The sequence below is a fragment of the Flavonifractor sp. DFI.6.63 genome, assembly GCF_024462255.1.
GTDB classification, from domain to species: domain Bacteria; phylum Bacillota; class Clostridia; order Oscillospirales; family Oscillospiraceae; genus Lawsonibacter_A; species Lawsonibacter_A hominis.
Genome location: NZ_JANGBE010000015.1, coordinates 22344 through 49075, shown reverse-complemented (window position 1 = coordinate 49075; position 26732 = coordinate 22344). Strand labels below are relative to the sequence as shown.

Below are 26732 nucleotides of genomic sequence, written 5' to 3'. Positions count from 1 at the left end.
TTCAGACAGGCGGCCCTCCCTTGGGGATATTCGGTTTGCTTCCGCCGCAGGTCAGCGCCGCGGAGTCCGTCCGGTAGGACCAGTTCCCCGCCGCGTCCTGGGCGGCGCTGCAGCGCCAGATCACTTCCGTACCCGTCCAGCAGCAGACCTGAAAGCCCGTGTCCGCGCTCCCCTCCAGGCGGAACAGAGCCCCGCCGGGCCAGCGGCCGGGCCCGTCCCCCGCCGGCTCGATATAGCCCTGTTCCGTCAGCTCGTCGAAGGTCCCCCGCAGGGGCAGGCCGGTCTGATGGGCCATGCCGAAGGCATAGGCCATTGCGTCCGTTTCCCCTTCGCTCAGCCCCTCCAGGGCAGAGGCGTCCACGCCGATGGTCTCCACGCCGCTCTCGCCGCCCAGGGCGTCCGCCCACAGGTCGTTCAGGACCTGCAGGTAAAGTCCGCACAGATCCTCCCCCTCCTCCAGCACCGTGATGCTCCGGGGCTGGTAGAACTGGGCCGGATAGGTCTCCAGGATCGTGCCGCCGTAACCCACCTCCAGCAGCATCCCGTCCCGCAGCGCTTCGGGCGAGCGCTCCACACCGTCCCAGAGGATGCTCACTTCATCGGGGGAGAGGGTAAGCACGTCGCCCCGCGCCTCTCCGGCCACGATGAGGCTGCCGTCCTGCGCCGTGTCCACCAGGCGCACCTGTTTGACGGCCGTCCCGTCCGCCTCAGGGGTCTCCGGCGCCTCCTCCGCCCGGGCGCAGGCCGTCAGCGGGAGAAGCGCGGCCAGCAGCAGGGGCAGCAAAACGCTTTGTCTCATTTCCGTCGCCTCCAGTCCCCTGTTAGACGGCGCAGCCTCCCCAAAGGTTCCCTATTCCCCCAAAAGCGCCTGGACCGCCTGATTCAATGCCGCCACATCGGGCGCCTCCACCGTCTGGTTGGTCAGGCCGTATTCCGCCTTGAGCGCCAGGATGCGGTAGACGCTCTCCTCCAGCCGCGCCGGGGAGATGCGCCCGCCGTCCACGGCGCCGAGCAGCGCCTGACGGGCCTGCGTCAGATTGTCCGCGCCGTGGCAGACCAACAGCAGGTCGCACCCCGCCTCCACCGCCAGCACGGCGGCCTCCCCCATGCCGTAAGTATCGGAGATCGCCCCCATGGTCAGATCATCGGTGCACACCACGCCGGTAAAGCCCAGCTCCTCCCGCAGGACCTCGCTCACCAGCACGTGGGACAGGCTGGCGGGATACTCCGGGTCAAACGCGGTCATCCGGATATGCCCCGCCATGACGGCCGGAGCGCCGCACTCCACCGCCCTGCGGAAGGGGACGGCGTCGCCCCGGGCCCAGTCCTCGCGGGACAGCTCCACCACCGGCAGCGCCTGGTGGGAATCCGTGGCGGTATTGCCGTGACCGGGAAAATGCTTCCACACGCTGATGATCCCGGCCTCCCGCATCCCGCCGTCCACCCAGGCGGCGGCATCCGCCGCCCGGCCGGGGTCGCCGCTGTAGGCGCGGTCTCCGATGACGGTGTTCTCCGGGTTGCTCCGCACATCCGCCACCGGAGCAAAATCCAGGTTGAAGCCGAAGGCCGCGCATTCCATGCCCAGGGTCTGTCCCAGCCGTGTCAGCTCAGACGCGTCGTGCCGCTGTCCAAAGGTATCGGCGCTCGGAAGGTCCATTACCTCCTCCGGCATCCGGGAGACCCGTCCTCCCTCCTCGTCCACACAGAGGAAAAGGGGCACGGCGTCTGCGTTGAGCTGCTTGAGGCCGTTGGTCAGCTCGGCCAGCTGACCGGCGCTCTCCACGTTGCGGCCGAAGAGGATGACGCCGCCCACCTGATACTCCTGCACCGCCTGGACCGCGTCCGCGCCGGGCGCGGCGCCCTCAATACCCGCCACCAGCAGCTGCCCTACCATCTGCTCCGGCGTCATCCCGGCCAGCTGCTCCGCGATCGGGTCCGGGGTGGGCGTGGGCTCCGGCGTGGGGGACGGCTCCGGCGTGGGGGTGGGTTCCGGGGAGGACGCGGGCAGGGCCGTACCCTGGGGCACGGGGGGATCCTCCGTCCCGGGCCGGAGGGCGCAGGCGGAGGGCAGTGCAAATACAACCAGTAATAGCGCCGCGATCAAATTCCGTTTCGTCATCGTTTCTTCCGTCCTTTCCGGCTTTTGGGCACATGCATGGCCCGCGGATTCCGGTCGCGGCGGCCGGGGCGGGAGGGTTCCCTGCGCTCCGTCCGCTGCGCCGGCGGAGCCGGCGCAGCCTCCCCGGCCAGGCGGAAATCGATCTGCCCGCTCTCCGGCGCCGCGCCGGTGCACACCACCTCCAGCGGCATCCCAAAGGAAAAGACCCGGCTGCCGTCAAAGCTTGTGAGGGACATGCGCTGCTCGTCGTAATGCCATCCGCTTCCGGGCAGCGCCTCGACCCCCACCAGGCCCTCCACGCCGCTGCCCAGCATGACGAACAGGCCGAAGCGGGTGACGCCGGAGACCGCGGCGGGGAACGTCTCGCCCAGGTGGGCCTGCATGAACTCGGCCAGGTAGCGCTTTTCGATCTCTCGCTCGGCGTTTTGCGCGGCGATCTCCCGCTGCGAGGACTGCACCGCCGCCCGCGCCGCCGCGGCGGCAAGCTTTTTCTCCGACGCCCCCCGGAGCGTTCCATCCAGCAGGGCGGTGAGGATGCGGTGGACCATCAGGTCCGGATAGCGGCGGATGGGCGAGGTGAAGTGACAGTAGTCCCTTGCCGCCAGGCCAAAGTGACCCAGGTCCTCAGTATCGTAACGGGCCTTCATCAGGCTGCGCAGCACCAGGCTGGACACCGCGGCCGCCTCCGGCTTTCCCTGCGCCTGGGCCAGCAGCTTCTGCAGGGAAAACTGGTCTGCGGCCCCCAGGGTATAGCCCAGAGGAGCGAGCATGCTCTTCAGCTTCTCGGTCTTGTCCAGGGAGGGTTTTTCATGCACCCGGTAGACGCAGGGCTTGCCCAGGGCTTTCAGGTGGGCGGCCACACACTCGTTGGCCGAGAGCATGAAGGATTCGATCAGCTTCTCGCTCACGCCCGGCCGGCGTACCTGCACCTCCACCGGCGCGCCCGTTTCGTCGCAGCGGATGGCGCTCTCGCTGCTGTCCAGGTCCAGACTCCCGCGCAGGCGGCGGCGCTTTTCCAGCACAGCGGCCAGGGCGGCCATGTCCCGCAGCGTGGGCAGGATCGCCCCGTACCGCTGCGTCAGGGCCGCCTCCTCCCCAGCCAGGAGCGCGTTGCAGTCGTCGTACGTCATGCGCTCCACGGTACGGATGACGCTCTTGACGATGGTATGCCCCACCAGCTCTCCCTCCGCCGTCAGGGTCATGAGACAGGAGAGCGTCAGCCGGTCTACCCGTGGATTCAGCGAGCAGATGCCGTTGGACAATTCAGGCGGCAGCATGGGGACCACCCGGTCGGCAAAATAGACCGACGTGCCCCGCTCCCAGGCCTCCAGATCCAGCGGGGAAGCGGCGGGGACGTAATGACTCACATCCGCGATGTGCACCCCCAGCACCCAGCGGCCCTGCTCGTCTTGTTCCAGGCTCACCGCGTCGTCCAGGTCCTTGGCGGAGGCGCCGTCGATGGTAAAGATGAGCTTGTCCCGCAGATCCAGCCGTCCCTCCCGCTCCCCCGGCCCCACCTGTTCCGGCGCCGCCTGAGCCGCGGCGCGCACCGCGTCGGGAAACGCGGGATCGATCTCGTAGTTGTACAGAATGGCCTCCACCGCCGCCTCCCGGCTGGCCGCCGGGCCGAAGACCCGCCGCAGGGCGCCCAGCGGCGGGTGCTTGGCGCTTCCGAAGCTGGTCATGGCCACGGCGGCCTTGTCCCCCGCCCGGGCCAGGCGGCTTTTGCCCAGCACCTGGATGGGCCCGGGCAGGCGCTCCTGGTCGGGCTGGAGCCAGAGCTCCCGGTTGTGCTTTTGGAGCACGCCGGTGACCACCCGGTTGGCCCGCTCCAGCACCTCCACCACCCGGCCGGTACGCCGCTCCCCCCGGGCCGCCTCGGTCCGGTCCGGCAGGACGGCGACCCGGTCCCCATTCCATGCGCCGCCGTCGCAGCGGGGCGGAATAAAATAATCCTCCCCCTCTTCCGGGATCAAAAAGCCAAAGCCCCGGCCGGTGGCCTGATAGATCCCCTGCACCGTTCCTTCTGTTTGTTTCATATGGTCTCGATTCCTTTCCAATCGTTTCACTCGCTCCCCGGGCTTTATTATACCCGCTCCGGCGGCGGGGTTGCAAAAAAGACGCCCTCCCGCGGCAAAAACGGGAGGGCGTCTTTTCATTGGCTCAGATCAGGCAGATGATGAAGGTGATCACCATAAATCCGATGGCAACCCACTTGGTCATCTTGGCCAGCTTGGCGTCCCAACTCTTGGCCTTGTTCTTGGACAGGAAAGTGTCGGCCCCGCCGGCGATGGCGCCGGACAGTCCCGCGCTCTTTCCGGACTGGAGCAGCACCACGGCTACCAGGAACAGCGCCGCCAGCATGTCGATAATGCTCAGAACCAGCTTTGCGATCTCCACGTTACATCGTCCTTTCCGCCCCTGGAGGGGCGCTTTGCTGCTATTTTGGGGCGCAAGGATACCGCGCCGCTTCAAACGTGGCTTTTATCATAGCATAGTTTCCCGCTGATTGCAAGGCCTTTTTCGACGCTGCGCCCGGTAAGAAGTCCGGGCCCGGCACGCGCGGCCCTACCTTCCCCGGATGATCCGCCGGCTGCCCCAGCAGGTGGCCAGGAAATAGGCCCCGTAGACGACCAGGATAAAGACCGCCGTTACCGCGCTGGAGGCCGCCGAGTCCACCCGGCCGACTTGTGCAATGGCGGCGTTAGCGGACGTCATGCCAACCGCCGCATGGACCACCGCCAGCGCCAGCGGCAGGAAAAAAGCCAGGAACACCTGCACGTAGATGGACCGGTCCCGCATCCGTTCCTCCACGCCCAGCCGGGCGAGCACCCGATAGCGGTTCTGGTTGTCGGCCGCCTGGGAAAGCTGCTGAAGCGCCAGCACCGCCGCCGAGCACAGCAGGAAAACGATGCCCAGATAAATGCCCAGGAAGAGCACCAGGATCTTGGTCCCCATGGTCTGCAGGTAGATCTGTACCCGGCTGTCCCAGCCGTAGCCGTAACCGTTCCCGCCGCTGTCATAGTCCCGGGGCACCAGGTTCCCCATGGCCTGCGCCAGGCGCTCGTCCGCCTGCTCCGGGTCAATGCCGGGGGCATAGTTGCCCACCAGGTTGCGGCTGGACAGCGTGCCGGAGGCCGCCAGGGCGTCTGGCAGCACCAGCATGCTGCTGTACACGCTGTCCCCGGTGAGAACCACCGCCTGCACGTCGCCGCCCGCCAGCAGGGCGCGCCCCTGCGCCACCACCACGGGCCGGTCCGCCCACAGGCTCTTCCAAAAGCTCTCCTCAGCCATGTAGGTCCCCCACAAAAGGCCGTATTCCCCCTCCGTCAGCGCCAGGGGCGTTCGGCCCTGGAGGGCGAGCAGCCGGTTGCAGTCCGTCAGCGAGATCGCATCCAGGCTGGTCTGCGTATACTCCCGGTCCCCCACCGAATACGTCAGCGGCTCCAGTTCCACCTGCCGGATGTCAAACCGCACCGATTCCGCCAGTTCCTGCTCCGGGTCGAAGCCCCCCGCCGCCAGCCACTTCTCCAGCTCCGGCTCCGCCCCGTCTCCGCCGTGACAATAGAAGCGCACCGTTACGTCGTAAGGGGCGTTCTCCGCGGTAATGGCGGAGACGGTATTGTTCAGCCCGACGGAACAGGCGGTGATCCCGATGGCCAGCAGCAGCATCAGGCAGATCACCGTCATGGACACATAGGTGGAATTGATGCGGGAGTTGAACTGCCGGAGCAGGAACATGTTCAGTCCCTTATAATAAAGGCGTTTGTTGGCCTGGCAGATCTTCAGCAAAAAGCCGGACAGCGAGCGGAAAAAGAGCAGCGTGCCCGCAGTGCCCAGGGCCAGCATGAGGAAAAAAAGATTGTCCACCCGCAAAATGCCCCGGACGAGGAGCATGGCGTAGGCGATGATCAGCAGGATGGCCCCGGTCAGGAACATGACCACCGAGGCCCCAACGCTTTTGAGCTTCAGGTCCTGATTTTCCCGGTCGGCCCGGAGCAGGTCGATGAGCTTCTGCCGGGAGACCCGAAAGGAGTTGAAGAGCATCACCACCAGAAAGATGACTCCAAAGTAGAGCAGGGTCTTGCCCAGCGCCTTGGGGGAAAAGACGAAGTGAAACTCCGGGATGCTGACGGCGAAGAGCCCGGCGGTAAACACGGAGATGAACTGGGACAGGAACACCCCCAGCAGCAGGCCTATGCCCAGCGAAAACACGCCGATGAGCAGGGTCTCCAGGAACAGCAGGGCGCTCACCCTTCCTCCGTCCAGGCCCAGCAGCAGGTAGGTGCCCAGCTCCTTTTTCCGGCGGCGGATCATAAAGCCGTTGGCGTAGAGGATCAGAAAGCCCAGCACCACGGATACGAAGACGGACACCACGTCGATGAGCTGAAGGATGACGCGGATCATGTTCTTGTTGGCGGAGAGGAGGATCTCCATGACGTACTGGGACTCCATGGAGTTGAATACATAAAAGATGCACACGCCGAACGTGAGGGTGAGGAAGTACACCGAATAATCCTTCAAACTCCGGCGCACATTCTGGAAGGCCAGCTTAGAGAACATCGCCCGAGTCACCTCCCAGCAGCGTAACCACCTCGATGATGCGGGCAAAAAAGTCCTTGCGCCCTCTGGTTCCCCGCACCAGCTCGGTAAAGGGCCGCCCGTCCTTGATAAAGAGGATGCGGCGGCAGTAGGAAGCGGTAAAGGCGTCGTGGGTCACCATGAGGATGGTGGTCCTCTGCGCCCCGTTGAGCTCTTCAAACCGGTCCAGCAGCAGCCGCGCGGACTTGGAATCCAGGGCTCCGGTCGGCTCATCGGCCAGCACCAGAGCCGGACGGGTGATGATGGCCCGGGCCGCCGCCACCCGCTGCCGTTCGCCTCCGGAGAGCTGGTAGGGAAACTTGTTCAGGCAGGGGGTAATATCCAGCAGCCGGGCGGTCTCCTGAACCCGTCCTTCGATCTCCCCGGCAGGGGTTTTGAGGATGGTCAGCGCCAGAGCGATGTTCTCAAAGGCGGTGAGGGTATCCAGCAGGTTGCAGTCCTGGAAAACAAAGCCCAGCCGTTCCCGGCGGAACTGGGACAGGGCCTTGCCTTTCAGGCCCGTCACATCCTTTCCCTCGATCCTGATGTGCCCGGCGGTTGGGCGGTCAATGGTGGCGATGCAGTTGAGCAGCGTGGTCTTTCCGCTGCCCGAAGCCCCCATGATGCCCACAAATTCGCCCTCGTTCACCCGAAAGCTGAAATCGTCGATGGCCCGGGTCACGCTGCCCCGGGCTCCGTAATATTTCTGCAGGTTTTCCACGTTGAGTATGGGTTCCATTGGAATCCCTCCTTTTCCTGCTCATCCTATCATACCCGCTTCGGCGCTGCCATAAGATGTCCTTACAGTTTTGTGACGTTTTTGTCATCAAACTTTTTTTGAGACCCCCTTGCATTTTTTCTGACAGCCGATATAATGAAGACACACAATTACATCAGGAGGTCTTTTCCCATGAATAAAACCATTTCTGCCGCAAACGCCCCCGCCGCCGTAGGCCCCTACTGTCACGCCAAGCTGGCGGGCAACACGCTGTATACCTCCGGCCAGCTGGGCCTGGTCCCCGCCACCGGCGCGCTGCCCGAGGGCGTGGAGGCCCAGGCCCGTCAGGCGCTGGATAATCTGGGCGCCGTGCTCCAGGCCGCCGGCATGGATTTTGCCGACGTGACCAAGACCACCGTGTTCCTGACCGATATCAACGACTTTGCCGCCGTCAATTCCATCTATGCGGAGTATTTCACCGGCCAGGCCCCCGCCCGGTCCTGCGTCCAGGTCGCCGCGCTGCCCAAGGGCGCGCTCTTTGAGATCGAGGCGGTCGCCGTCAAGTGATCTGCCGCCGTGCCGGTCCATCCTCCCGCATGTGTTATGCACCCCGTGCCGCGGAATCCCGCCGCACGGGGTGCATTTCCGTTTTTCCACAAATAGTACCCGTCGATTTTCACAAATTTTGCTGTCTATTTTTTCTCTTCCCGCCGCAAGTTCCACTTGCAGCCGGGTCGAAAATGAGGTATAGTTTGTGTAAACCAAAATTTCCTTTAGTTCTAAAAAAATTTTGTGAGGTAAGTTTGATGGGTACTACACCACGCACCCCGGCATCGGTCTTTGCTTGGAATGGGGTCCCGCCGGCAGGCCAGCTGATTCCGCTGGGCCTGCAGCATGTCGTCGCCGCCGTAGTAGGCGTCATCACCCCCGCGATCATCGTTTCCTCCACCTGCGGCCTGAGCGACGCCGATACGACCCTTATGATCCAGGTCTCTCTGATCCTGACCGCCCTGGCCACCCTGCTCCAGCTCTTCCCTCTCTTCCGGCGCCTCGGCTCCGGCCTGCCGGTCATCATGGGCATCAGCTTTGCCTACGTTCCCACGCTCACCTCCATCGGCGGCGCATTCGGCCTGGGGACCATCTTGGGCGCCGAGATCGCGGGCGGCTGCGTGGCCGTTCTCTTTGGGATCTTTCTGAAGCAGATCCGGCGGTTTTTCCCGCCGCTGGTCACCGGCACGGTCATCTTTACCATCGGCCTCTCCCTCTACCCCACTGCCGTCAAATATATGGCCGGCGGCGCGGGACAGCCTGACTTCGGAAGCTGGAAAAACTGGCTGGTAGCCTTTATCACCCTGGCGGTGGTCTTCGTTCTGAACAACTTTACCAAGGGCGTGCTCAAGCTGGGCGCTATCCTGTGGGGAATGGCGGTGGGCTACGTCGTGGCCCTGCTCATGGGTATGGTCAGCTTTGACAGCGTGGCCGCCGCCGGGTATTTCCAGGCGCCGGTCCCCCTCTATTTCCCCATCGAGTTCAATGTGGCCGCCTGCGTTTCCATGGCCATCATGTACATCGTCAACTCCGTGCAGACCATCGGCGATCTCAGTTCCACCACCATGGGCGGCATGGACCGCATGCCCACCGACCAGGAGCTCTCGGGCGGTATCATCGGCCAGGGCGTCATGAGCGTGATCGGCGCCCTTTTCGGCGGCCTGCCCGCCGCCTCCTACAGCCAGAACGTGGGCATCGTGACGGTGAACAAGGTGATCAACCGGGCCGTTTTCACCCTGGCCGCCCTGGTGCTGCTGGTGGCCGGGTTTATTCCAAAGCTCTCCGCCCTGCTGACTACCATCCCTTACGCCGTCATCGGCGGAGCCACGATCTCGGTGTTCGCCACCATCACCATGACCGGCATCCGTATGATCACACAGCAGACCTTCACCATGCGCAATTCCACCGTGGTGGGCCTGGCGGTGGCGCTGGGCGTGGGCGTCACCACCGTGGGTCCGGCGTGTCTGGCCGGGTTCCCCGCCTGGGTCACCACCGTGTTCGGCAGCTCCAGCGTGGTGCTCTCCACCCTGACCGCCATCCTGCTCAATCAGCTTCTGCCCAAGGACCCGCCCGAGCGCCGCTGAAGCGGCAAGGCCACCTTGTCCACAGACGCAGAGCGGACCGGCTCTCCGGCCGGTCCGCTCTGCAAAGGGTCTCTACGTCTCTTTTGCTTCGTCGATATAGCTGTACAGGGTATACTTGGAAATCCCGAAAAACTTGCACACCTTGTCGCCCGACTTGGTGATGAGAAAGGCTCCCGTCTCGTTGAGAAACTGGATGGCCTTCACCTTATCTTCTTTGGTCATAAGGGCCACAGGCTTACCCACGATCTTCACGCTCTGCGCGATCAGCTCGTCCAGCAGGTCGGACACGTTGCGGGAGATGTGCTCCGGCTCCTGCTCGTCCCGCTCGGTGGCGGTAAACTGCTTGAGGGCGTCCTCCATGGCCAGCATGAGGGTAATATCGTAATTGATGCCGAACATGCCGATGGGTCTGCCGTCATCGTCCCGGATATAGATGGTGGTGGACTTGAGGATCTTTCCATCCCGGGTGCGGGTCAGGTAGCACAGGTGATCCTCCACCGTTCCCTTTCCGCCCCGCAGGGCCTCCAGCACCGCGTGAGAGGGGCCGTCCCCCACCTTGCGCCCGCTGATCTGGCCGTTTTCAATGGCCACGATGGAACTGTCCGGGTCGTTGGAGGCCAGGTCGTGGACCACCACCTCGCAGTTGGGGCCGAACTGCCTTGCCACGCCTTTGGCCAGCTGGAACAGAAATTGCAGCGTGGATGCGTCAAGCATGTGCTTCCCTCTTTTCCTGTCGTCTTTTTTTCATTCTACCACAAATCCCTGTGATTTCAACAAAAATTATATGCCCTAAAAATTATTTAGATTTTCGCAAAATATCATTGTGTTTCGGACGGTTTTATGCTATCATGGAACTGCAACGAGAACTTTTCTCTTGCATTCGACCAATTACAACTGGATACGGTTGGTTGTGGCTGCAACGAAGTGCTTCGCGCACGGGCTGGATGGATCTCTGGGCTCCGTTCGGCGCTGCCTGCCCGCCGGAGCGACGACGTCCATTTCTGAAATGGACGCTTTTTTTGTCTCAAAATCCTCAGAATAAATTTTAAAATCAACTGAAGGAGGAATGGCATATGCTGCTGGTCGGCAACGGCAGACTCATCACCCGGAGCGAGGCGCTCCCCTATCTGGAGGACGGCGCGGTCGTCCTGGACGGCGGGATGGTCGTGGAGGCGGGTCCTCTGGCCCAGATGCGCGCCAAATACCCCCAGGCAGAGTTCGTGGACGCCAGGGGCGGCGTCATCATGCCCGGGCTGATCAACGTACATACCCACATCTACAGCGGCCTGGCCCGGGGGCTGGCCATCGACGGGTTCCGCCCCACCAACTTCTTTGAGGTGCTGGACGGCCAGTGGTGGAACATCGACCGCCACCTGACGCTGGACGGCACCCGCGCCTGCGCCTACGCCACGGTGCTGGACTGCATCCGGGACGGCGTGACCACCATTTTTGACCACCACGCCTCCTTCGGCGAGATCCCCGGCTCTCTCTTCGCCATCAAGGACGTGTGCCATGAGGTGGGCATCCGGGCCAATCTGTGCTATGAGGTATCCGAGCGGGACGGCGCGGAGAAGTGCGCTCAGGCCATCTGGGAAAACGCAGAGTTTGCCCGGTGGGCCCGGGACGAGGACGACGACATGATCCGGGCCATGTTCGGCGGCCACGCCCTGTTTACCATCTCGGACAAGACCTTCGAGGAAATGGTCCGGGCCAACGACGGTATGACCGGCTTCCACATCCACGTGGCCGAGGGTATGAACGACGTGTACGACTCCCTGCGCAATTACGGCTGCCGGCCCGTCAACCGTCTGCTCTACAACGGCATTCTGGGGGAGAAGACCATGCTGGGCCACTGCATCCACATCTCTCCCGCCGAGATGGACATTCTCAGGGAGACGGGCACCATGGTCTGCCACAATCCGGAGTCCAATATGGGCAACGCGGTCGGCTGCTCTCCGGTGCTCCAGCTCTATGCCCGCGGCATTCTCCTGGGCCTGGGGACGGACGCTTACACCCACGACATGCTGGAGAGCCTGAAGGTGCTGCTGCCCATGCAGCGCCATAACGCCTGCGACCCCAACGTGGGCTGGTGCGAGGCCATGGGCATGCTCTTCCGCAACAACCCCGCCATCTGCGCGCGTTACTTCCAAAAGCCGCTGGGCGTGCTGGAGCCCGGCGCGGCGGCTGACGTGATCGTCATGGATTACAAGCCCTTTACCCCCTTCTCCGCGGAAAACATCGACGGGCACATGCTGTTCGGCATGATGGGAAAGAACTGCCGCACCACCATTATCAACGGTAAGCTTGTCTACCGGGACCGGGAGTTCGTGGGGATCGACGAGGACAGGATCAACGCCTGGTGTCTGGAGCAGTCCAAAAAACTATGGGGCCGGCTCAATCACCGCGCCTATTGACGCACAGAGCAGCCCGGATCGCCGCGTCCATCCGGGGACCGGCGGCCGGTATTCCTTGCAGAAGGTATCTATTGTATGTAGGAGGTCTCCGTCATGAGCGATATCATGCGTCCCATCCCCTTTTCCCAGCTGATGGACTGGGCCTTATCCGAGTATCATACCTATGGCAGTATTTTCGGGGTGGCCAAGCTGCCCCGCCACGAAGACGGCGGCGCTCTGCCGATCTTCGACGAAAAAATCGAAGCCCCCTTCGGCCCCGCCGCCGGCCCCAACACCCAGCTGGCCCAGAACATCATCGCCGCTTACGCGGCGGGCTGCCGGTTCTTTGAGCTGAAGACCGTCCAGGTCATGGACGGCGAGGAGCTGGCCAGGTGCGTCAGCAAGCCCTGCATCACCGCCGCCGACGAGTGCTACAACTGCGAGTGGTCCACCGAGCTCTATGTGCCCCAGGCCTACGAAGAATATGTAAAGGCCTGGTTTGCCTGCAAGCTGCTGGCAAAGGAGCTGGGCCTGGGCGATCCGGACGCCTTTGTATTCAATATGAGCGTGGGCTATGACCTGGCGGGCATCCGGAGCGAGAAGATCGACCGGTACATCGAAGGCATGAAGGACGCCTCCGCCTCTCCCATCTGGCAGGAGTGCGTGACCTGGACCCTGGCGCATCTGGAGCGGTTCCAAACCGTGGACGCGGCGTATGTAAGGGCCATTTCCCCGCAGGTCAGCCGCTCCATTACCGAGTCCACCCTCCACGGCTGCCCTCCCGACGAGATCGAGCGCATCGCCACCTATCTCATCACGGAAAAGCACCTGAACACCTACGTCAAGTGCAACCCCACCCTGCTGGGCTATGACTTTGCCCGCAGGACTCTGGACCGCCTCGGCTACGATTACATCCAGTTCGACGATCATCACTTTAAGGAGGACCTCCAAATGGAGGACGCCATCCCGATGTTCCACCGGCTGATGAAGCTCACCGGCGAGCGGGATCTGGAATTCGGCGTGAAGCTGACCAACACCTTCCCGGTAGACGTAGCCGCCGGGGAGCTGCCCAGCGCGGAGATGTACATGTCGGGACGCCCCCTGTTCCCCTTGACGCTCTCCCTGGCCAGCCAGCTCACCCACGCATTCAAAGGCCGGCTGCGCATCTCCTACTCCGGCGGCGCGGACATCTTCTCCGCAGAGGGCCTGTTCGGCGCGGGGATCTGGCCCATCACCATGGCCACCACCGTCCTCAAGCCCGGCGGCTATGAGCGTTTTGCCCAGATCGGCCAGGCGCTGATGGGCAAGGGCGCCCCCTGGAGCGGAGTCGACGCGGCCGCGGTGGACGCCCTGCTGGACGCCGCCCTGGCGGGGGAGCGCTACCGCAAGCCCATGAAGCCCATCCCATCCAAAAAGCTGGAGCAAAAGGTCCCTCTGCTGGACTGCTTCACCGCCCCCTGCCGCTCTGGCTGCCCCATTGAGCAGGACATCCCCGCCTATCTGCGTCTGGTGGGCGAGGGCCGGTACGAGGAGGCCCTGCGGGTCATTACCCAGCGCAACCCGCTGCCCTTTATTACCGGCACCATCTGCTCCCACCGCTGCCAGGACAAATGCATGCGGGGCAGCTACGAGGAATCGGTCTACATCCGCGCCAAGAAGCTGGAGGCCGCCCAGGGCGGATTTGCCGCCCTGCTGTCCGACCGGAAGCCCGCCGCGCCTGTGCCCGGCAAGAAGGTGGCCGTGGTGGGCGGCGGCCCGGCCGGCCTGTCCGCGGCCTACTTCCTGGCCCGCTCCGGGGTGGACGTGACCGTCTTTGAGCGCCGGGACGCCCTGGGCGGCATCGTTCGTCATGTGATTCCGGAATTCCGCATCGGCCACGACGCCATCGACAACGACGTTGCCCTCTGCAAAGCCATGGGCGTCCAGTTCCAGCTGGGCACGACCGTCACGGACGTGGGCGCTCTGCTGGCATCAGGCTATACCGACGTGATCCTGGCCACCGGCGCCTGGCAGAAGGGCAGCGCCGGGCTGGAGTACGGCCAGGCGCTCAATGTCATCGACTTTCTGGAGCAGGCCAAATCCGCGCCCGCCGGTCTGACTCTGGGCGAAAACGTGGCGATCATCGGCGGCGGGAACACCGCCATGGACGCCGCCCGCGCCGCCAGGCGCATCCCCGGCGTGAAGAACGTGCGTCTGGTGTACCGCCGTACCCGCCGCTATATGCCCGCCGATCAGGAGGAGCTGGAACTGGCCCTGGCCGACGGCGTGGAGTTCCGGGAACTGCTCGCTCCCGTGGGCGTAAAGGACGGCCTGCTTCGGTGCAGGGTCATGCGGCTGGGCGAGCCAGACGCCTCCGGCCGCCGCAGCCCGGCGGACACCGGGGAGACGGTGGACCTGCCCGCCGATACCGTCATCACCGCGGTGGGCGAGAAGGTAGACACCGCCTTCTACCGCTCCAACGCTCTGGCCGTAGACGAACGGGGCCGGGCCGTGGTAGACCCGCAGACGCTGGAGAGCAGCGTGAAGCACGTCTACGTAGCAGGCGACGGACAGAACGGGCCGGGCACTGTGGTGGAGGCCATCGCGGACGCCGCGCGCGCTGCAGGGGCCATTGCCGCAGTGGAGACCGAGACCTATGCCGCCGAAAACCGGAAAGCGGAGCGCTATCAGGCCCTGCTGGAAAAACACGGCAGCCTCTGCACCGACTGCGAACGCTGCGCCGACAGCCGCTGCCTGGGCTGCGCCACCGTGTGCGAGACCTGCGCCAGCGTCTGCCCCAACCGTGCCAACGTGGCGGTCTGGGTGCCCGGCATGACCATGCGCCAGATCCTCCACGTGGACGGCATGTGCAACGAGTGCGGCAACTGCGCCACCTTCTGCCCCTACGACAGCCGTCCTTACCGGGAGAAGCTCACCCTGTTCTGGAGCGAGGAGGACTTTGACCACAGCGAAAACGACGGGTTCCTCCGCCTGGCGGATGGAACGACCCGGGTCCGGCTGGCCGGCCAGGTGGGCGCGTATGAGGTATCCGACCCCGGCTGCGGCCTGTATGAGGACCTGCGCCGCACCATCTGCGCCGTATACGACCAGTATGCCTATCTGCTCAGGGAATAACCGCCGCCTGAAACAGGGGCCCGGAGCATATGCTCCGGGCCCCTTAACGTACACATGAATTTCTTGCCGTCGTCTGTTTCCGTTTGGGCCAAAGGCCCGTCCCAGGGCCCTTTCGACCCAAACGGGCGTACCAAGCCAGGGGAACCCCCGCTGAAAACATTGTACCCATGGGAACGCTTTTGCTCCGCCATGCTCGAAGTGGCGCGAAAAATTCGGTGAAAGTTGACCTTGAGGCAAAATATGGTGCAATAAAATAAAAATTTTTGGGGGGCACATGGTATGAGCAACGACGCGGTTCAACACTTTGAGGATCAGCCGATACGTTCCGCATGTAACCCGGAAAAGGAGAGTGGTGCCGACATACAGCCGCTAAGATAAAAGCCGAAGAATATAGCAAGGCCCGGCGTTTTGCAAACGCCGGGCCTTTTATCAGTTAGAGCCGAGCCGCTCAGAAAGGCATCTCTTCTATTCCGTGGCTGAAGGCATTCAACCATGTACATTTCTCCATAGTATATTAAGTTCGCAGATAGACCACCAGTTGTCGATAGGATTTGGGCCTGTTAAACTGATCTTTACATATCTCGATGTTTGCGGCGTGCTTGGCAGCAAAACCATTTTAGGCCCGAAGCCTATGTGAATATTGTTCAGCTCTACCTCGGTAAATACCGCTCCATCCTGTGATATCTCGACCTTGTATGACCCCGGATAATCATTTGCATCGTGCTCCAGCACTATTTTGTCGAAGTTTTCGGTTTGACCAAAATCGACGAGCACATAATGTCCTGCGGTCTGGGCCTCGCCTGTTGTCCAACGAGTTGAGAGGCTGCCGTCTATCATGTTCGATACGGGGTCATATGGCCACTGCGGATTGCCGTTTGCGCTCACGACCCACGAACTTCTGTCCAGAGCTACATATGGATGGTTTGTACTTCCGTCAGCCCTAGCGGAGACTATGTTTATGTGCGGCTCGTTTGCCTGGTAATGGGAGGCGGTCCCGGTCGCGGCCCAAATCGCCTCTATCTCATTCGCGCTGTCGTGCATGAGGTCCGGGTCTTCGCCATCCCAGGTGTTATAGTACCCCCAATTACCGCCGCCGCTTTCGTATATCGTTCCCCTGACTTTATAGTTCCAGTTTGTCCAGGAGATGCTGTTTTCGTTGAGGTCGGACAGAAAATCGTCCCACACGTCCGAAAAGTAGTAAAGGCAGAACTCGCCGACGATGAGGGGCACGTTCCACTGGTCCTGTATCTGCGACATCGTGGACACAGTGTTGTTTGCCAGCGACTTCTGGGCGTCCCAGGACAGGTAATTCGGCATGTCGTACGGATGCTTATCGAACATATAGTTTGTCCAGGTCTGGCGCTCGGGCCGGTTTGCTGCCACGCTCCAGTCCATGAACTCCTCAAATATGACTATATGGTTGTTGTCAATGGCGCGCACCGTGTCGTAGATTTCGTCATAAAAGCCGTATTTAAGGTTCTCATACGCAGGGTTCGTGTCGAAGTTCAGCACGGGCTCATTCAGGAGTCCGTAGGCGGCTACCGTCGGATTGTCCTTATATCGAGTGGCCAGGGCGCTCCATATGTTGAGTACTACGCTCTGATTCCATTCTACTGTATCGGGATCTCCGGCATACAGCTCGGTCGGAATTGTGCTGGCCTGTCCGCAGCTTGCCCAGCAATTCACGCCCCCGGGCGCGCCGTGAAAGTCGATAAGTACATATATACCGTTTTCATCGCAGACCTCTAGCAGCCAGTCGAGCCTGGCAAAGCCGCTGTCCGCATCCGTTCTGAGTGTTCCGTCCTTCAGGGCAAAGTCCATCCAGTAAACGGGGACACGAACAAAATTCATATTCATGTTTGCAATGTTTATAATATCGGCCTCTGTGATGTAGTTTTCCTGGAAGGTCGCTATCATCTCATTGGTCCTGCTCTCACCGAATCGGCGTATGAGATGATTCCTGACATTGTATTCGTCGGTCATACAGAGGCTTATGTTTGCCACGGTCCAGTACTGTCCGTCCTCCGAAGCCCTTCCCGGCCGGATTGCGATATATTTTGCCGATTGTTCACCGGTGAGTACAGTTATAATGCCCTCCGACGCCTTGCTCTCATCTACGGTTATCGAGGCCGGAGAAAACCAGTCGGTCCAGTTGTTGCTCATCCACACGACCGCGCCCCTGAGATAGTCTCCGGTATGATTGGGGCCCGTTTCTACAACTATTCTGTCGAAGTACCTGGTCTTGTCGAATTCTATCAGCAGCTCCGCGCTGTCCGCGGCCTGTGCGGAGGTGGATTGCCAGTATGTGTTCATGTTGTTTGTGGTCAGCCCGTTTTCTGTCACGGTGTCGCTAGCATACGCTGCAATATTGTTTCCATTGGTGTCCGACGCGGTGATGTTTACTATGAAATTGTGGTCAATTTCACCCGAACCGAGGGGCGTCATCCAGCCCTCCTGCATCAGCCAGCCGCCGAGGTTGGTGCCGCGCAGGGTTATCCGCTCATTCTCCTCGTTATAGATGTACTTTCCGCTTGTGTGCAGCATTGACAGCGTGGGCGTATATTCCGCTATGGCCTCTGTTGAGCCCGTCAATACGAAGCTGAAAAGGCACAACGCTGTCACAAGGGTCATCGCTACGATTCGCTTTGCGTTTTTCATTGCTTCTCCTTTCACACACTCGGTTTTCGGCTATTCAAATAGGACGGTCAGCTCTTCGAGCTTTTTCTCACGGAGCCGGGACGCGAGGGCGGACGGCAGGAGGGGGCGGGAGAACTCATGGCTGCCGCAGACAAGCCGTCCGGGCCTTGCGCCGTCCGGGCCATAGGTGTGCCTTCCTGACGGGTTGACGTATGAAAACCGGCAGCCGAGATAGCGGAAGCTGAGGGTTCCGTCCTCCCTGAACAGCCAGCCCGGCAGCACGGGCTCCACGGCGAAAGCGAGCTGTCCGCCTTCCATGTAAAACAACTTGTCGCCCAGGAACATGCGCAGGCACAGAGTGATGACCTCGGCCGCCGCTCCGCTCAGCCGGCCGACGAAGCCCCTGCCGGCCAGCTCCGCGTCCGGGTTTGCCGACGACACGATGTACGACGAGTTTTCAAGCGTGCTGCGCCCGTATCGGGCCGGGTCAAAAAACGGCGGAAGCACGGTCCTCATGCGCTCGAACAGCTCGGAGTACAGACCGGCGTCCAGCATCGACAGCAGATATTTGAACTCGGCGTGGGGGAAGATGCTCTCCCGCTCAAAGACGCCCGGCGTAAAGGCCGTTATGCGCCCCAACTCCGGGCTTTCTCCGTGCAGCGGCGCGCAGAGACGGTACATTTTGAGTTCGCGTTCATAGAGCGGGCTTTCCTCGACCAGGTGATGTATTCTCGGAGCCTCGTCCGGGAAAACGCGCATGAGCTTCGCCTGACCCTCCAGAAACAGCGGCAGCGGACGGCTTTCCACCGCCGCGACGGTATCCTCGGACGGCAGAGCGCCCTCGACGGCAGGCTCGTTTATAAAATAGGTGTCGAGCAGGCCGGAGCTGTTTTTTGCCCGCCGCAGGCCGTTTTGAACGAGCTCTTCAAGCCCGCGGACAATGTTCAGGAGCTCCTCGCGCGTCACATTCTCGCTCCCGCCGCCGAGCTCCCCGGAGTATACCCTGGCCCGCCACTTCTCCCGCAGCTTCAGCGACGCGAACCAGAACTCCAGGGACGGCGCGCGGCAAAAGTCAAACCTGTGCAGCAGGCCGTTCAATCTGCGGGCAAAGCCGATGAACTCGGACGGGAACTCCACCTCCGGCAGGTCACACCAGCCCCGCAGCCTTCGCAGGAGAAGAAGCAGGTCCGCACATTCGGACGAGCTGCTTCCAAACAGCCCCGGCAGGCCGTTGAGCGCGTCATTCCAGCCGGGCTTGCCCGCCTCCATCTCCATACCGGTCTGCCTGGGGTCAAGGGTGGCGCATTTGAGGGCGGCGAGGAAAAACAGCTTGGCGTAAACGCTCGTCTCCGGCGCACCGGAGGCAGGGAGGGCCGCTTCCCTGACCGCCTCATACTGGCGCAGGCCCCGGTCGGAGGCTGTGAGCCGCTCGCGCAAGGGACGGAGCCTCGCCCCCGCCTCCGGCCAACCGACTCGGGAGAAAAACAGCAGTCTGTCCCGCGACTCCGGGTACATTTTCAGGTAGTTGTCCACAAGTTCCGGCACATAGGTCCAGTGGTCTATCCAATAGCCGTCGCCGAACTCATAGTGCGCCCGGTATTCGCACAGGGGGCAGAGCCTGGCGGTCAGCTCGTCCGCGTCCGCATATCCGGCGGAGCGCAGCTCGCTCCACAGCTCTCCGGCGCTCAGGCCCGCGGAGAGCTTTTCTATTATCGCCTCCCCGCCGCGGAGCAGCTCCGCCGCCGCGCCCCGGCCTTCGGGCCCGAGGACGAGCCGCGAGGGATGTATCTCAAGCGGGTTGTATCCGTCCGGCTGGATGAGGCCGAGAAATTCCAGAACTTCGCTCTCGCCCGCTTCGGGGAACAGCAGCACGTCGCTGCGGCGGTTCTGGCATACGTCGCGGAAATTGCCGTCGCCCTGCGAATAGTGCGAGGCCTGAAGCCGGAAGTAGTTGTAGTCGCGCTCCAAATCGCCGTGCCTGCGGCCGTACAGGTGCAGCAGCCTGCCTCCCAGCGTAACGGGCCAGCCGCCGCGCAGGGCGTTATCCAGCAGGCACTGGCGCACATAGGCGTCGAACAGAGGCTCCGCTGTCTCGAGCTCGAGGGCCGAGGCCGGCTCCAAGACCACCTGCTCCGAGAGCGCGTGTTTGCCGTCGCACCAGGCCTTGTCCGTAAATTTATGTGTGTAGAGCGCTGCCTGCTCCGCGCTGTCCGCGCTCCCGGCAAAGGCGTCTATCACCGCCTCCCCGCCTGGCGCGAGGGAAAACTCGCCCAGAGCCATGGCGCATGGGATGACGTCGCGGGCGTCCGAGGGCGCTCCGCCCATGTCGAAGCCGGCCTCGTAGAAGCGCGCGGGCCTGCCCAGCGCCGTGTCGGGGCCAAACAGCCGCACGGGGTCGCAGACGAGCTTCATGGCCCGGCCCCCGCTTGAGGCAAAGTAGAAATTTTTCCGGCGCACGCTCCCCACCCTGGCCGTGTTCTCCGTCGTCGTGCGCGAGGAGAAGAGGGCGGCGCCGCTCCCGTCGAGCCGGGCGTCAAAATAGCTCTTGAGCAGGTTTGCCATCTCGCGGAACTCGCGGTTGCGTATGCCCGCCGGTATCACCCGCGCCATGCCGTCGGCAAGCCTGAACGTTATGCTGCCGCCGCCGGTGTTCCGTACCGTCACCCGGCGCATGAGCGCGCCCATGTCCTCGCCGGGCAGGATGCGGTATTCGACGCGGACTTCGATGTCGCTCGGCTCGTGCAGGGCCCTGAGCTCCAGCGCCGCGCGGCTGACGCGCAGCTCCTGCTTTTGGGCCGGGTCGTCGGGCGCAAAGGGCTCGAAGCAGCGCCCCCCGCAGCTTATGAAGGTGCGGAAGCCCTTCCTCGCCGTGTCCTCATACGCCGTCACGGCCGGGACGTATTCCATCATCGCGCCGTCGCGCTCCCCCGCGCCGAAGGACGCCACGCCCTGGCCGCGGCTCACATAAAAGCACCACAGCGGAACCCCGCGGAGCCCGGCGACGCCGGGCAGCAGCCCGGAAAAGGGTGGCTCCCGGTTGTAATCCCGGAGCACAAAGACGTCGCCGTCAAAGCAGCAGTCCACGTCAGGCCTCCTCTCCGCCTATGAGCAGGGTGCTTATGCTGTGCTCCGGAAAGACGGCCTCGGCCAGCTTTCCGTGCAGGCGGACGAAGCCCCTTTTCTCCTCATCCGAGGTGTTCAGCGCCACGGCGGCTATGGAGCCGTCGGGATTGAACGCGGCGCAGAAGCCCAGGTCATTGTCATAACAGGTGGTGCCGATGCGCACCGCCCCGGGACGGATGTAGCGGGAGAAGTGCCGGATATAGCTGTAACTGAGATTGTACTTGAGCTCGCCTGCGACGATGTCCGCCATTATCGGCGCGTCGCAGTAGTTGCCCTTGTGATTCGGGCCGCCGCTCATGTCCAGCAGCACATTCCAGTCGAAAAAGGCGTTCAGGCCGGCGTTGAAGCTGTGCAGGATCTCCCGCGCATAGCGCTCCGCGTTCGCGGTCTGCGCGCCGTGCGAGCCCTTTGAATACTCTATGCAGCCTTCCGTGAACATGAGCAGCTTGTCCGGGTACTTCCGGCGCACGAGCCTGAGCGCGTCGAAGTGGTCCCCGCCGTACCAGTGGAAGCCCGCCGCGCCAGCGCAGGCGTTTGCCTCGGGGTCGGAGCAGATGGCGTCCACGCGGTCGAAGAGGCGCTCCTTGTTGTGGTCCCATATCGTGAGCACGACGTTCCCGAGTCCCTGCCTTCGCAGCTCCGGGGCGAGGAAGCCGAGCAGGAAGTCCCGTTCCTCCTCCGGCGTGTATCGGCAGGATTCCCAGCTCTGGACGGCGTTCGGCTCATTCTGCACAGACATGGCGAAGACGCCGTATCCGCGCCGTCTGTACTCCAGCGCGTACCTGCACATATACCTGGCCCAGCGTCCGCAGTATTCGGGGCGCAGCTTTCCTCCGCCGGTGCGCTCCGCGCTGTCCTTCATATACGCCGGGGGCGACCAGGGCGAGAGCATCAGCTTGAGCCCCGGACAGGCCCGGACTATGTCGTCCAGCATGGGGAAGATGTACTTGCCCGGGCGCTCAAGCGAAAAGTGCTCAAGCGCCGCGTCATCCTCCAGCGCGTCCGCGCAGTAGGGCTCCGTCGAAAAGTCGCAGCTGTCGATATGGCTCCTGGCCAGCGTATAGCCCAGCCCCTCCTCCCCGTAGCAGGCCCCGACGACTTCGGCCCGGAGCTCGGGGGCCAGAGTGGAGTACACATACGCCGCGGAGTCGGTGACGGCTCCGCCGAAGCCGAGGAAGGTCTGAAAGCGTTCCTCCGGATACAGGTTGAGGATGAGTTCCTCCCGGTTCGCGGCGTCCGGATGAAAAGAGGTGCGGCAAACCGCGGCGCGGCCCGCCGCCCCGCCGGATGTGGTCATTATTTTCATAGCTCAAATACCTCTATATAATCCAAAAGCGCCTCGCCCGACACACAGGTCAGGGTGAGCTTTCCGTCCAGTTCGACAAAGGCCCCGCCGCCTTCGCGCTCCAAGCTCACGAGTCCGGAGCCGCCGTCTGCCCACAGCCCGCCGGGAGCTGAGGCCGACACCCGCACCCGGATCCTGCCGGAGCAGGCGACACGGTAGGTCACGCTGTCTCCCTCCCGCAGCTTCACGAGCATGCGCTCGCTCTCGGGCTGAGGCTCCCCGCCGTAGCGGCGGAAATCCGGCGCGCCCGTGTGTCCGTCGGCAAAAATTATCGTGACGGGCGAGGTGGGGCGGAAGTCCGCCCCGGCGCCCCGGGGCCCGGATACCCGACACCCGTCGAAGGCTTCGGCGGGTATGCGTACCGGCGGGCGCCGGCAGAGCGCCGAGAGGACGTCCCGGCGTATCTCTGCGCGGCCTATGCAGGCGAGGAAGTCGTTGAAAATCTCCTGCGGCCTCGCGGGAGGCTCGCCTCCGTCCAGAAAATCCAGCAGCTCGCCCCAGCGCTCGGGCTCGGGGAACACGGAGACGGAGTTCGGCGTCGCCATTTTCTTGTAGGACCAGAAGCTCCAGCTTATGCCGAGCCTGTCCAGCAGCGGGAACATGGCGGCGTACCAGTCCAGGTTGTTCTCGCCCGACTCGCCGCAATAGAGCGGCAGCTCCAGCCGCCGGGCCGTACCGAGAAAACCGCCGAGGCTCTCCTCGTCGGGCGTGCTCCAGTACTTGTGGAACTGGAGCACGAGGTTTTCCGGCAGGTCCTCTCTCTCCAGCGCGTCGAACACGGAGAAGTCGGTCGCCCAGTGTGCGCCCTCCCAGATGACGATGCGCTCCGGGTCGGCGCGCCTTACGGCCTCCGTGATCCGCAGGTAAAGGGGGACAAGCCGGCCGTTATGCTCCGCGTCCTTCCTTATGAGCGGCTCGTTGAGCAGGTCGAAGCCCGCCACGGCCGCTTCGCCGCGGTACCTGGCCGCGAGCAGCGCCCAGAGTGCGCACAGCTCGTCCCGGTGTTCCGGGCGCATGAAGAGCTCTGGCAAATCCCGCTCACTGTCGTCAATATTCTGCCCCGTCTGCCCGCCGGGCGCGGCATGCATGTCGAGTATCGCGTACACCCCGTGTTTCCCGCACCAGCGGACGCAGTCGTCTATGCACCGGAGGTACCCCGGCTCCCTCAGGTGCCGGGCGTTGAACGGCAGCCTCACCGAGTTGAAACCGTTTTGGGCCGCTAGACGGATATCGGCCTCGGTTATGTAGGAGCCGTAGTACCGCTCCCAGAACGAGGCCGCGTATTCCGCGCCGCAGAGTTTTTCAATAAGGGCCTCTATGCGGCGGGGGCGGTCGCACTTCGTATAGAACCTCCACATGTAGCCCTCGGGCAGCAGCCAGCCGCCCAGGCCGAAGCCGCGCAGCAGCACGGGGACGCCGCCCGCCGCCAGGCGGCCTTTTTCAACGTACAGCCTTTCCATGCCGTCACCCCTTTAGCGCGCCTTCGGATATGCCCCGAAGTATCTGCTTCTGGAAAAAGGCGTAGAACACGATGACGGGCAGCGCGGCTATAATAAGCGCGCTGAGTATCGCCGTCCAGTCGCTGCTGTACTGGCCGAAGAGCGTGTTTGTGGAGAGCAGCAGAGTGTATTTCTTGTTGTCCGAGATGACTATGAGCGGCAGGAGGAAGTCGTTCCAGACCCAGAGGACATTGGTTATGCAGACCGTGGCGGTGATCGGCTTGAGCAGCGGAAATACCATGTACCGGAACACCTGGAGCTGCCCGCAGCCATCCATCTCCGCCGCCTCCTCGAGCTCCTGAGGGATGCCTTTGACAAAGCCGTGATACAGAAACACCGCCATGCTCACGCCGAGGCCCGCATAAACGAGCGAGAGCCCGAGCAGGGAATTTTTCAGCTTGAGGGCGAGGATGACGCGGTATATGGGTATCATGATGGAGCTGAACGGGATGAGCATTGAAAACACGAAAAGCCCGAAGATGAACTTGGACAGCCGCGTCTTCGTCCTGCACAGCTTCCAGCCGGCCAGGGAGGAGAAGAGTATGATGAGCGTCACGCTCACGCTGGAGAGCAGGACGGTGTTGCCCAGGCTGCGGAAATAGTGCATCTTGTCCATCGTGCGGGCGTAGTTTTCAAAGCTCAGCGATTTGGGCAGGGAGAGGACGTTTGTCAGCAGCTCGCCGTTTGTCTTGAAGGAGTTCATGAGCGCCAGCAGCAGCGGCGCGAGCCAGAACAGCGCCCCGATGATGAGCAGGAGATGCACGAGGGCTCCTCCCAGTTTCCTGCGACTTTTCACAGCTCTGCCTCCCTCGACTTCATCACCCGGAGCTGGATGAGCGTTATTATGAGGACGATGACGAACAGGATGGTGGACTTCGCCGTGGCGTAGCCGTAGCGTATGTTGCCGCGGAAGGCCTCCTCATAGATGTTCATGGCGACAGACTGCGTGGCCCGCCCCGGCCCGCCGCCCGTGAGAGCGTAGATGACGTCGAACACCTGAAAGCCCGAGTTCAGCGTCCAGAACACGCCTATGGTCACGGCCGGGAGGATGAGCGGCAGCGTCACCCGGAAGAAGCACTGCCTGGAGTTGGCTCCCGCAAGCTCGGCGGACTCAAGGAGGTCCTTCGGCACGCCCTGGAGCGCCGCCATGTAGATTATCATGAGATAGCCCACCGTGGCCCAGGAGGCGACTATGATGATGGCCGCGAAGGAATACCTGGGGTCGCCTATCCAGGAGTGGTCGAGGAATTTCATGCCCCAGTTGTCGGCCATGTAGTAGAGCACCTTCGTGAAGATGAACATCCACATGTAGCCGCCGATGACCATGCTTATCATGTTCGGCATGTAAAAAATCGTGCGGTATACCCCGCGTCCGCGCCTGCGGCTTTCGATGGCTACGGCCAGCGCCAGAGCGGCCGTGTTGGCAACTGCGACCATGACGGCGACATATTTCAGCGTGAACCATACCGACTGCCAGAAATACTTGTCCCTGAACGCCGCAATAAAATTGTCAAAGAGCACGAATTCATAGTCTTTGCTCAGGCCGTTCCAGTCCGTCATCGCATAGCCGATGCCCGCGACGGCCGGATAGAGCTTGAATACAAGGTAGACAACGAGCGCCGGGGCGCAGAACAGCAGCAGCCTCAGATTGGCCCTCTTGGTTCCGCTCAAGCCGAACACCTCCGTACATGAGATAGAAGGGCGGGTCGCGGCCCGCCCTTCCGGAAAAATTCTGTCAGCCGGCTATCGTCTGAGCATACACCTCGTCAAGCCTCTGGATCATCTCATCCTTGGTCACGCTGCCGACGTAGTACTCCTGGAGCAGCCTGCCCTGCTCATCGGTGACGGCGGAGGGCAGCACCAGGTCCTTATAACAGCGCCCCTCGGAGACATAGGCCGAAGCGTCCGCCACCCAGCTCGCGGGCTCGTATGTGTGGCAGGTGGCCAGAGGGTTGAAGGAGCAGCTCTCGAAGAGCGCGGAGGAGTCGGCGTCGTCCAGGACGTAGTTCGCAAACTTGAGCGCGAGGTCCATCTCATCGCTGGACGGGTGGACGGCCAGGGTGGTCGATACGGAGAGATTGACCCTGGTGCAGTCCACGTTGTTGTTTATGGGCAGGGCGAACACGCCGAGCTGCATGTCCGGGTTCGTCGTCATGATGGTCCCGGAGGCCCAGGTGCCCTGCACGAACATGGCGGCCTCGCCGTTTGCGAAGGCGGCGGCGCCCGCCTCGGAGCCCTGCTCCATCGCGCGGTCCGTGCCGTGCTGCATGATGAGGTCAATGACATCGAAAATCTCGGCCATCTCGGTGTAGGAGCCCTCGCCGGCATTCATCCTGTCCACCCAGTCGGGGACCTCGCCGGAGACCTTGCCGCCCAGCGTCAGCGCGGTCATGAGCTGCGGCACCCACTGCTCTTGGAAGGCCAGCATGAAGGGGGTATAGCCGTTTTCTTCCAGCACGGCGACGACATTTTTGAGTTCGTCCAGCGTATTCGGGACCTCGAGGCCGCACTCCTCAAAGATGGCCTTGTTGTACAGCGGGCCCCAGGCCTGGCTCTCGATGGGCACGCCCAGGAGTTTGCCGTCGTAGGTCACCATGGCGGCCACGTCGGGATAGATTTTCTCAGCCAGCGCCTCGCCGGAGAGGTCCGCGAGGTGCCCCGCGTCGTAGTAGGCGGCTATATTGTTGCTGTGCAGCGTGAAGAGGTCGGGCGCGTCGTCGCCGGTCAGCCTCGTCTGGAGCACGCTCTCATAGTCGCCGGAGCTGGGCATCTCGAGATTTATGGTGAGCTTGATGTTCTCCTCCGCCAGCATCTTTTCCTCAAACTGCTTGCAGTAGGTCTCCCACTGGTCCATGAACTGCGGGAAGCTCATCATTATGTCGAGCTCGGCCTCCACCGGCTCCTCGCTTACGGGCTCGCCGCTGTCGGCAGGCGGCTCCGAGCTGCCGGCAGGCTCCGACGGCTCTCCGCATGCCGCAAGCGCCAAGAGCATGCACAGCGCCAAAAACAGTGCCAGGTACTTTTTCATTGTGTATCCTCCTTTTCGTTTTAGTCGCTTTTCCCAATCGCCA

The 26732-nt window shown here is 62.7% G+C and carries 18 protein-coding genes; 4 read left to right on the top strand and 14 right to left on the bottom strand.

Annotated elements, in window-relative coordinates; all coding sequences use genetic code 11:
• Position 1 precedes the first annotated feature (1 nt).
• The 6 genes from NE547_RS09620 to NE547_RS09595 form a co-directional block, all read right to left on the bottom strand.
• Positions 2-799, bottom strand: a complete 798-nt coding sequence (locus tag NE547_RS09620) for a hypothetical protein (protein WP_256175632.1) — start codon at positions 797-799, stop codon at positions 2-4.
• A 51-nt stretch (positions 800-850) separates the two neighbouring features.
• Positions 851-2119, bottom strand: coding sequence for a beta-N-acetylhexosaminidase (gene nagZ, locus NE547_RS09615; protein ID WP_186908834.1), 1269 nt, complete (start codon positions 2117-2119; stop codon positions 851-853).
• On the bottom strand, positions 2116-4158 hold the full coding sequence (gene rnr / locus NE547_RS09610) for a ribonuclease R (protein WP_256175630.1): 2043 nt from the start codon (positions 4156-4158) through the stop codon (positions 2116-2118). The genes nagZ and rnr overlap by 4 nt, the downstream gene beginning before the upstream one ends.
• Before the next feature lie 124 nt (positions 4159-4282).
• Positions 4283-4519 carry a preprotein translocase subunit SecG gene (secG, locus tag NE547_RS09605; protein ID WP_256175628.1) on the bottom strand — a complete coding sequence of 79 codons (237 nt, stop codon included), beginning with the start codon at positions 4517-4519 and terminating at the stop codon, positions 4283-4285.
• Positions 4520-4687: 168 nt separating this feature from the next.
• Positions 4688-6682: an ABC transporter permease gene (locus NE547_RS09600; RefSeq protein WP_256175626.1), complete on the bottom strand. Its 1995-nt coding sequence runs from the start codon at positions 6680-6682 to the stop codon at positions 4688-4690.
• On the bottom strand, positions 6672-7439 hold the full coding sequence (locus NE547_RS09595; RefSeq protein WP_256175624.1) for an ABC transporter ATP-binding protein: 768 nt from the start codon (positions 7437-7439) through the stop codon (positions 6672-6674). Before NE547_RS09595 ends, NE547_RS09600 begins: the two co-directional genes overlap by 11 nt.
• A 171-nt stretch (positions 7440-7610) precedes the next feature.
• Here NE547_RS09595 and NE547_RS09590 point away from each other — a divergent pair, with 171 nt between their 5' ends.
• Together NE547_RS09590 and NE547_RS09585 are read left to right on the top strand one after the other, a co-directional pair.
• The gene (locus tag NE547_RS09590; RefSeq protein WP_186908838.1) at positions 7611-7985 is read left to right on the top strand and encodes a RidA family protein; all 375 of its coding nucleotides are present in this window, start codon (positions 7611-7613) and stop codon (positions 7983-7985) included.
• 239 nt (positions 7986-8224) lie between these two features.
• Entirely contained in the window at positions 8225-9550 is a 1326-nt protein-coding gene (locus tag NE547_RS09585) for a uracil-xanthine permease family protein (RefSeq protein WP_256175622.1), read from the top strand.
• A 72-nt stretch (positions 9551-9622) separates the two neighbouring features.
• Here NE547_RS09585 and NE547_RS09580 read toward each other — a convergent pair whose 3' ends face one another.
• On the bottom strand, positions 9623-10264 hold the full coding sequence (locus NE547_RS09580; RefSeq protein ID WP_186908840.1) for a transcriptional regulator: 642 nt from the start codon (positions 10262-10264) through the stop codon (positions 9623-9625).
• 359 nt (positions 10265-10623) lie between these two features.
• On the opposite strand from NE547_RS09580, the gene ssnA reads away from it, so the two are divergent.
• Positions 10624-11964, top strand: coding sequence for a putative aminohydrolase SsnA (gene ssnA, locus NE547_RS09575; RefSeq protein ID WP_256175620.1), 1341 nt, complete (start codon positions 10624-10626; stop codon positions 11962-11964).
• A gap of 93 nt (positions 11965-12057) precedes the next feature.
• Complete coding sequence (gene ygfK / locus NE547_RS09570; RefSeq protein ID WP_256175618.1) at positions 12058-15057, top strand: putative selenate reductase subunit YgfK; 3000 nt, start codon at positions 12058-12060, stop codon at positions 15055-15057.
• A 486-nt stretch (positions 15058-15543) separates the two neighbouring features.
• Here ygfK and NE547_RS09565 read toward each other — a convergent pair whose 3' ends face one another.
• From NE547_RS09565 to NE547_RS09535, 7 genes are all read right to left on the bottom strand, one after another.
• A complete protein-coding gene (locus NE547_RS09565) occupies positions 15544-17715 on the bottom strand; it encodes a discoidin domain-containing protein (RefSeq protein WP_186906826.1) in 2172 nt (723 codons plus the stop codon).
• Positions 17716-17745: 30 nt separating this feature from the next.
• The gene (locus tag NE547_RS09560) at positions 17746-20778 is read right to left on the bottom strand and encodes a hypothetical protein (protein ID WP_256175616.1); all 3033 of its coding nucleotides are present in this window, start codon (positions 20776-20778) and stop codon (positions 17746-17748) included.
• Between the two features lies 1 nt (position 20779).
• On the bottom strand, positions 20780-22123 hold the full coding sequence (locus NE547_RS09555; protein WP_256175614.1) for a glycoside hydrolase family 30 beta sandwich domain-containing protein: 1344 nt from the start codon (positions 22121-22123) through the stop codon (positions 20780-20782).
• The gene (locus tag NE547_RS09550) at positions 22120-23622 is read right to left on the bottom strand and encodes a glycoside hydrolase family 5 protein (protein WP_256175612.1); all 1503 of its coding nucleotides are present in this window, start codon (positions 23620-23622) and stop codon (positions 22120-22122) included. Before NE547_RS09550 ends, NE547_RS09555 begins: the two co-directional genes overlap by 4 nt.
• Positions 23623-23626: 4 nt before the next feature.
• Positions 23627-24424: an ABC transporter permease subunit gene (locus NE547_RS09545; protein ID WP_256175610.1), complete on the bottom strand. Its 798-nt coding sequence runs from the start codon at positions 24422-24424 to the stop codon at positions 23627-23629.
• Between the two features lie 29 nt (positions 24425-24453).
• Entirely contained in the window at positions 24454-25332 is an 879-nt protein-coding gene (locus NE547_RS09540) for a carbohydrate ABC transporter permease (protein ID WP_256175608.1), read from the bottom strand.
• A gap of 64 nt (positions 25333-25396) precedes the next feature.
• Positions 25397-26689: an ABC transporter substrate-binding protein gene (locus tag NE547_RS09535; RefSeq protein WP_256175607.1), complete on the bottom strand. Its 1293-nt coding sequence runs from the start codon at positions 26687-26689 to the stop codon at positions 25397-25399.
• Between the last annotated feature and the right edge of the window lie 43 nt (positions 26690-26732).

What these genes read in the sequence shown, in the direction of transcription:
- NE547_RS09555 (WP_256175614.1), bottom strand. Translation starts at nt 22,123, where the DNA reads ATGAAAATAATGACCACATCCGGCGGGGCGGCGGGCCGCGCCGCGGTT.
- rnr (WP_256175630.1), bottom strand. Translation starts at nt 4,158, where the DNA reads ATGAAACAAACAGAAGGAACGGTGCAGGGGATCTATCAGGCCACCGGC.
- NE547_RS09600 (WP_256175626.1), bottom strand. Translation starts at nt 6,682, where the DNA reads ATGTTCTCTAAGCTGGCCTTCCAGAATGTGCGCCGGAGTTTGAAGGAT.
- nagZ (WP_186908834.1), bottom strand. Translation starts at nt 2,119, where the DNA reads ATGACGAAACGGAATTTGATCGCGGCGCTATTACTGGTTGTATTTGCA.
- NE547_RS09595 (WP_256175624.1), bottom strand. Translation starts at nt 7,439, where the DNA reads ATGGAACCCATACTCAACGTGGAAAACCTGCAGAAATATTACGGAGCC.
- NE547_RS09550 (WP_256175612.1), bottom strand. Translation starts at nt 23,622, where the DNA reads ATGGAAAGGCTGTACGTTGAAAAAGGCCGCCTGGCGGCGGGCGGCGTC.
- NE547_RS09585 (WP_256175622.1), top strand. Translation starts at nt 8,225, where the DNA reads ATGGGTACTACACCACGCACCCCGGCATCGGTCTTTGCTTGGAATGGG.
- NE547_RS09580 (WP_186908840.1), bottom strand. Translation starts at nt 10,264, where the DNA reads ATGCTTGACGCATCCACGCTGCAATTTCTGTTCCAGCTGGCCAAAGGC.
- NE547_RS09565 (WP_186906826.1), bottom strand. Translation starts at nt 17,715, where the DNA reads ATGAAAAACGCAAAGCGAATCGTAGCGATGACCCTTGTGACAGCGTTG.
- ssnA (WP_256175620.1), top strand. Translation starts at nt 10,624, where the DNA reads ATGCTGCTGGTCGGCAACGGCAGACTCATCACCCGGAGCGAGGCGCTC.
- ygfK (WP_256175618.1), top strand. Translation starts at nt 12,058, where the DNA reads ATGAGCGATATCATGCGTCCCATCCCCTTTTCCCAGCTGATGGACTGG.
- NE547_RS09620 (WP_256175632.1), bottom strand. Translation starts at nt 799, where the DNA reads ATGAGACAAAGCGTTTTGCTGCCCCTGCTGCTGGCCGCGCTTCTCCCG.
- NE547_RS09590 (WP_186908838.1), top strand. Translation starts at nt 7,611, where the DNA reads ATGAATAAAACCATTTCTGCCGCAAACGCCCCCGCCGCCGTAGGCCCC.
- NE547_RS09535 (WP_256175607.1), bottom strand. Translation starts at nt 26,689, where the DNA reads ATGAAAAAGTACCTGGCACTGTTTTTGGCGCTGTGCATGCTCTTGGCG.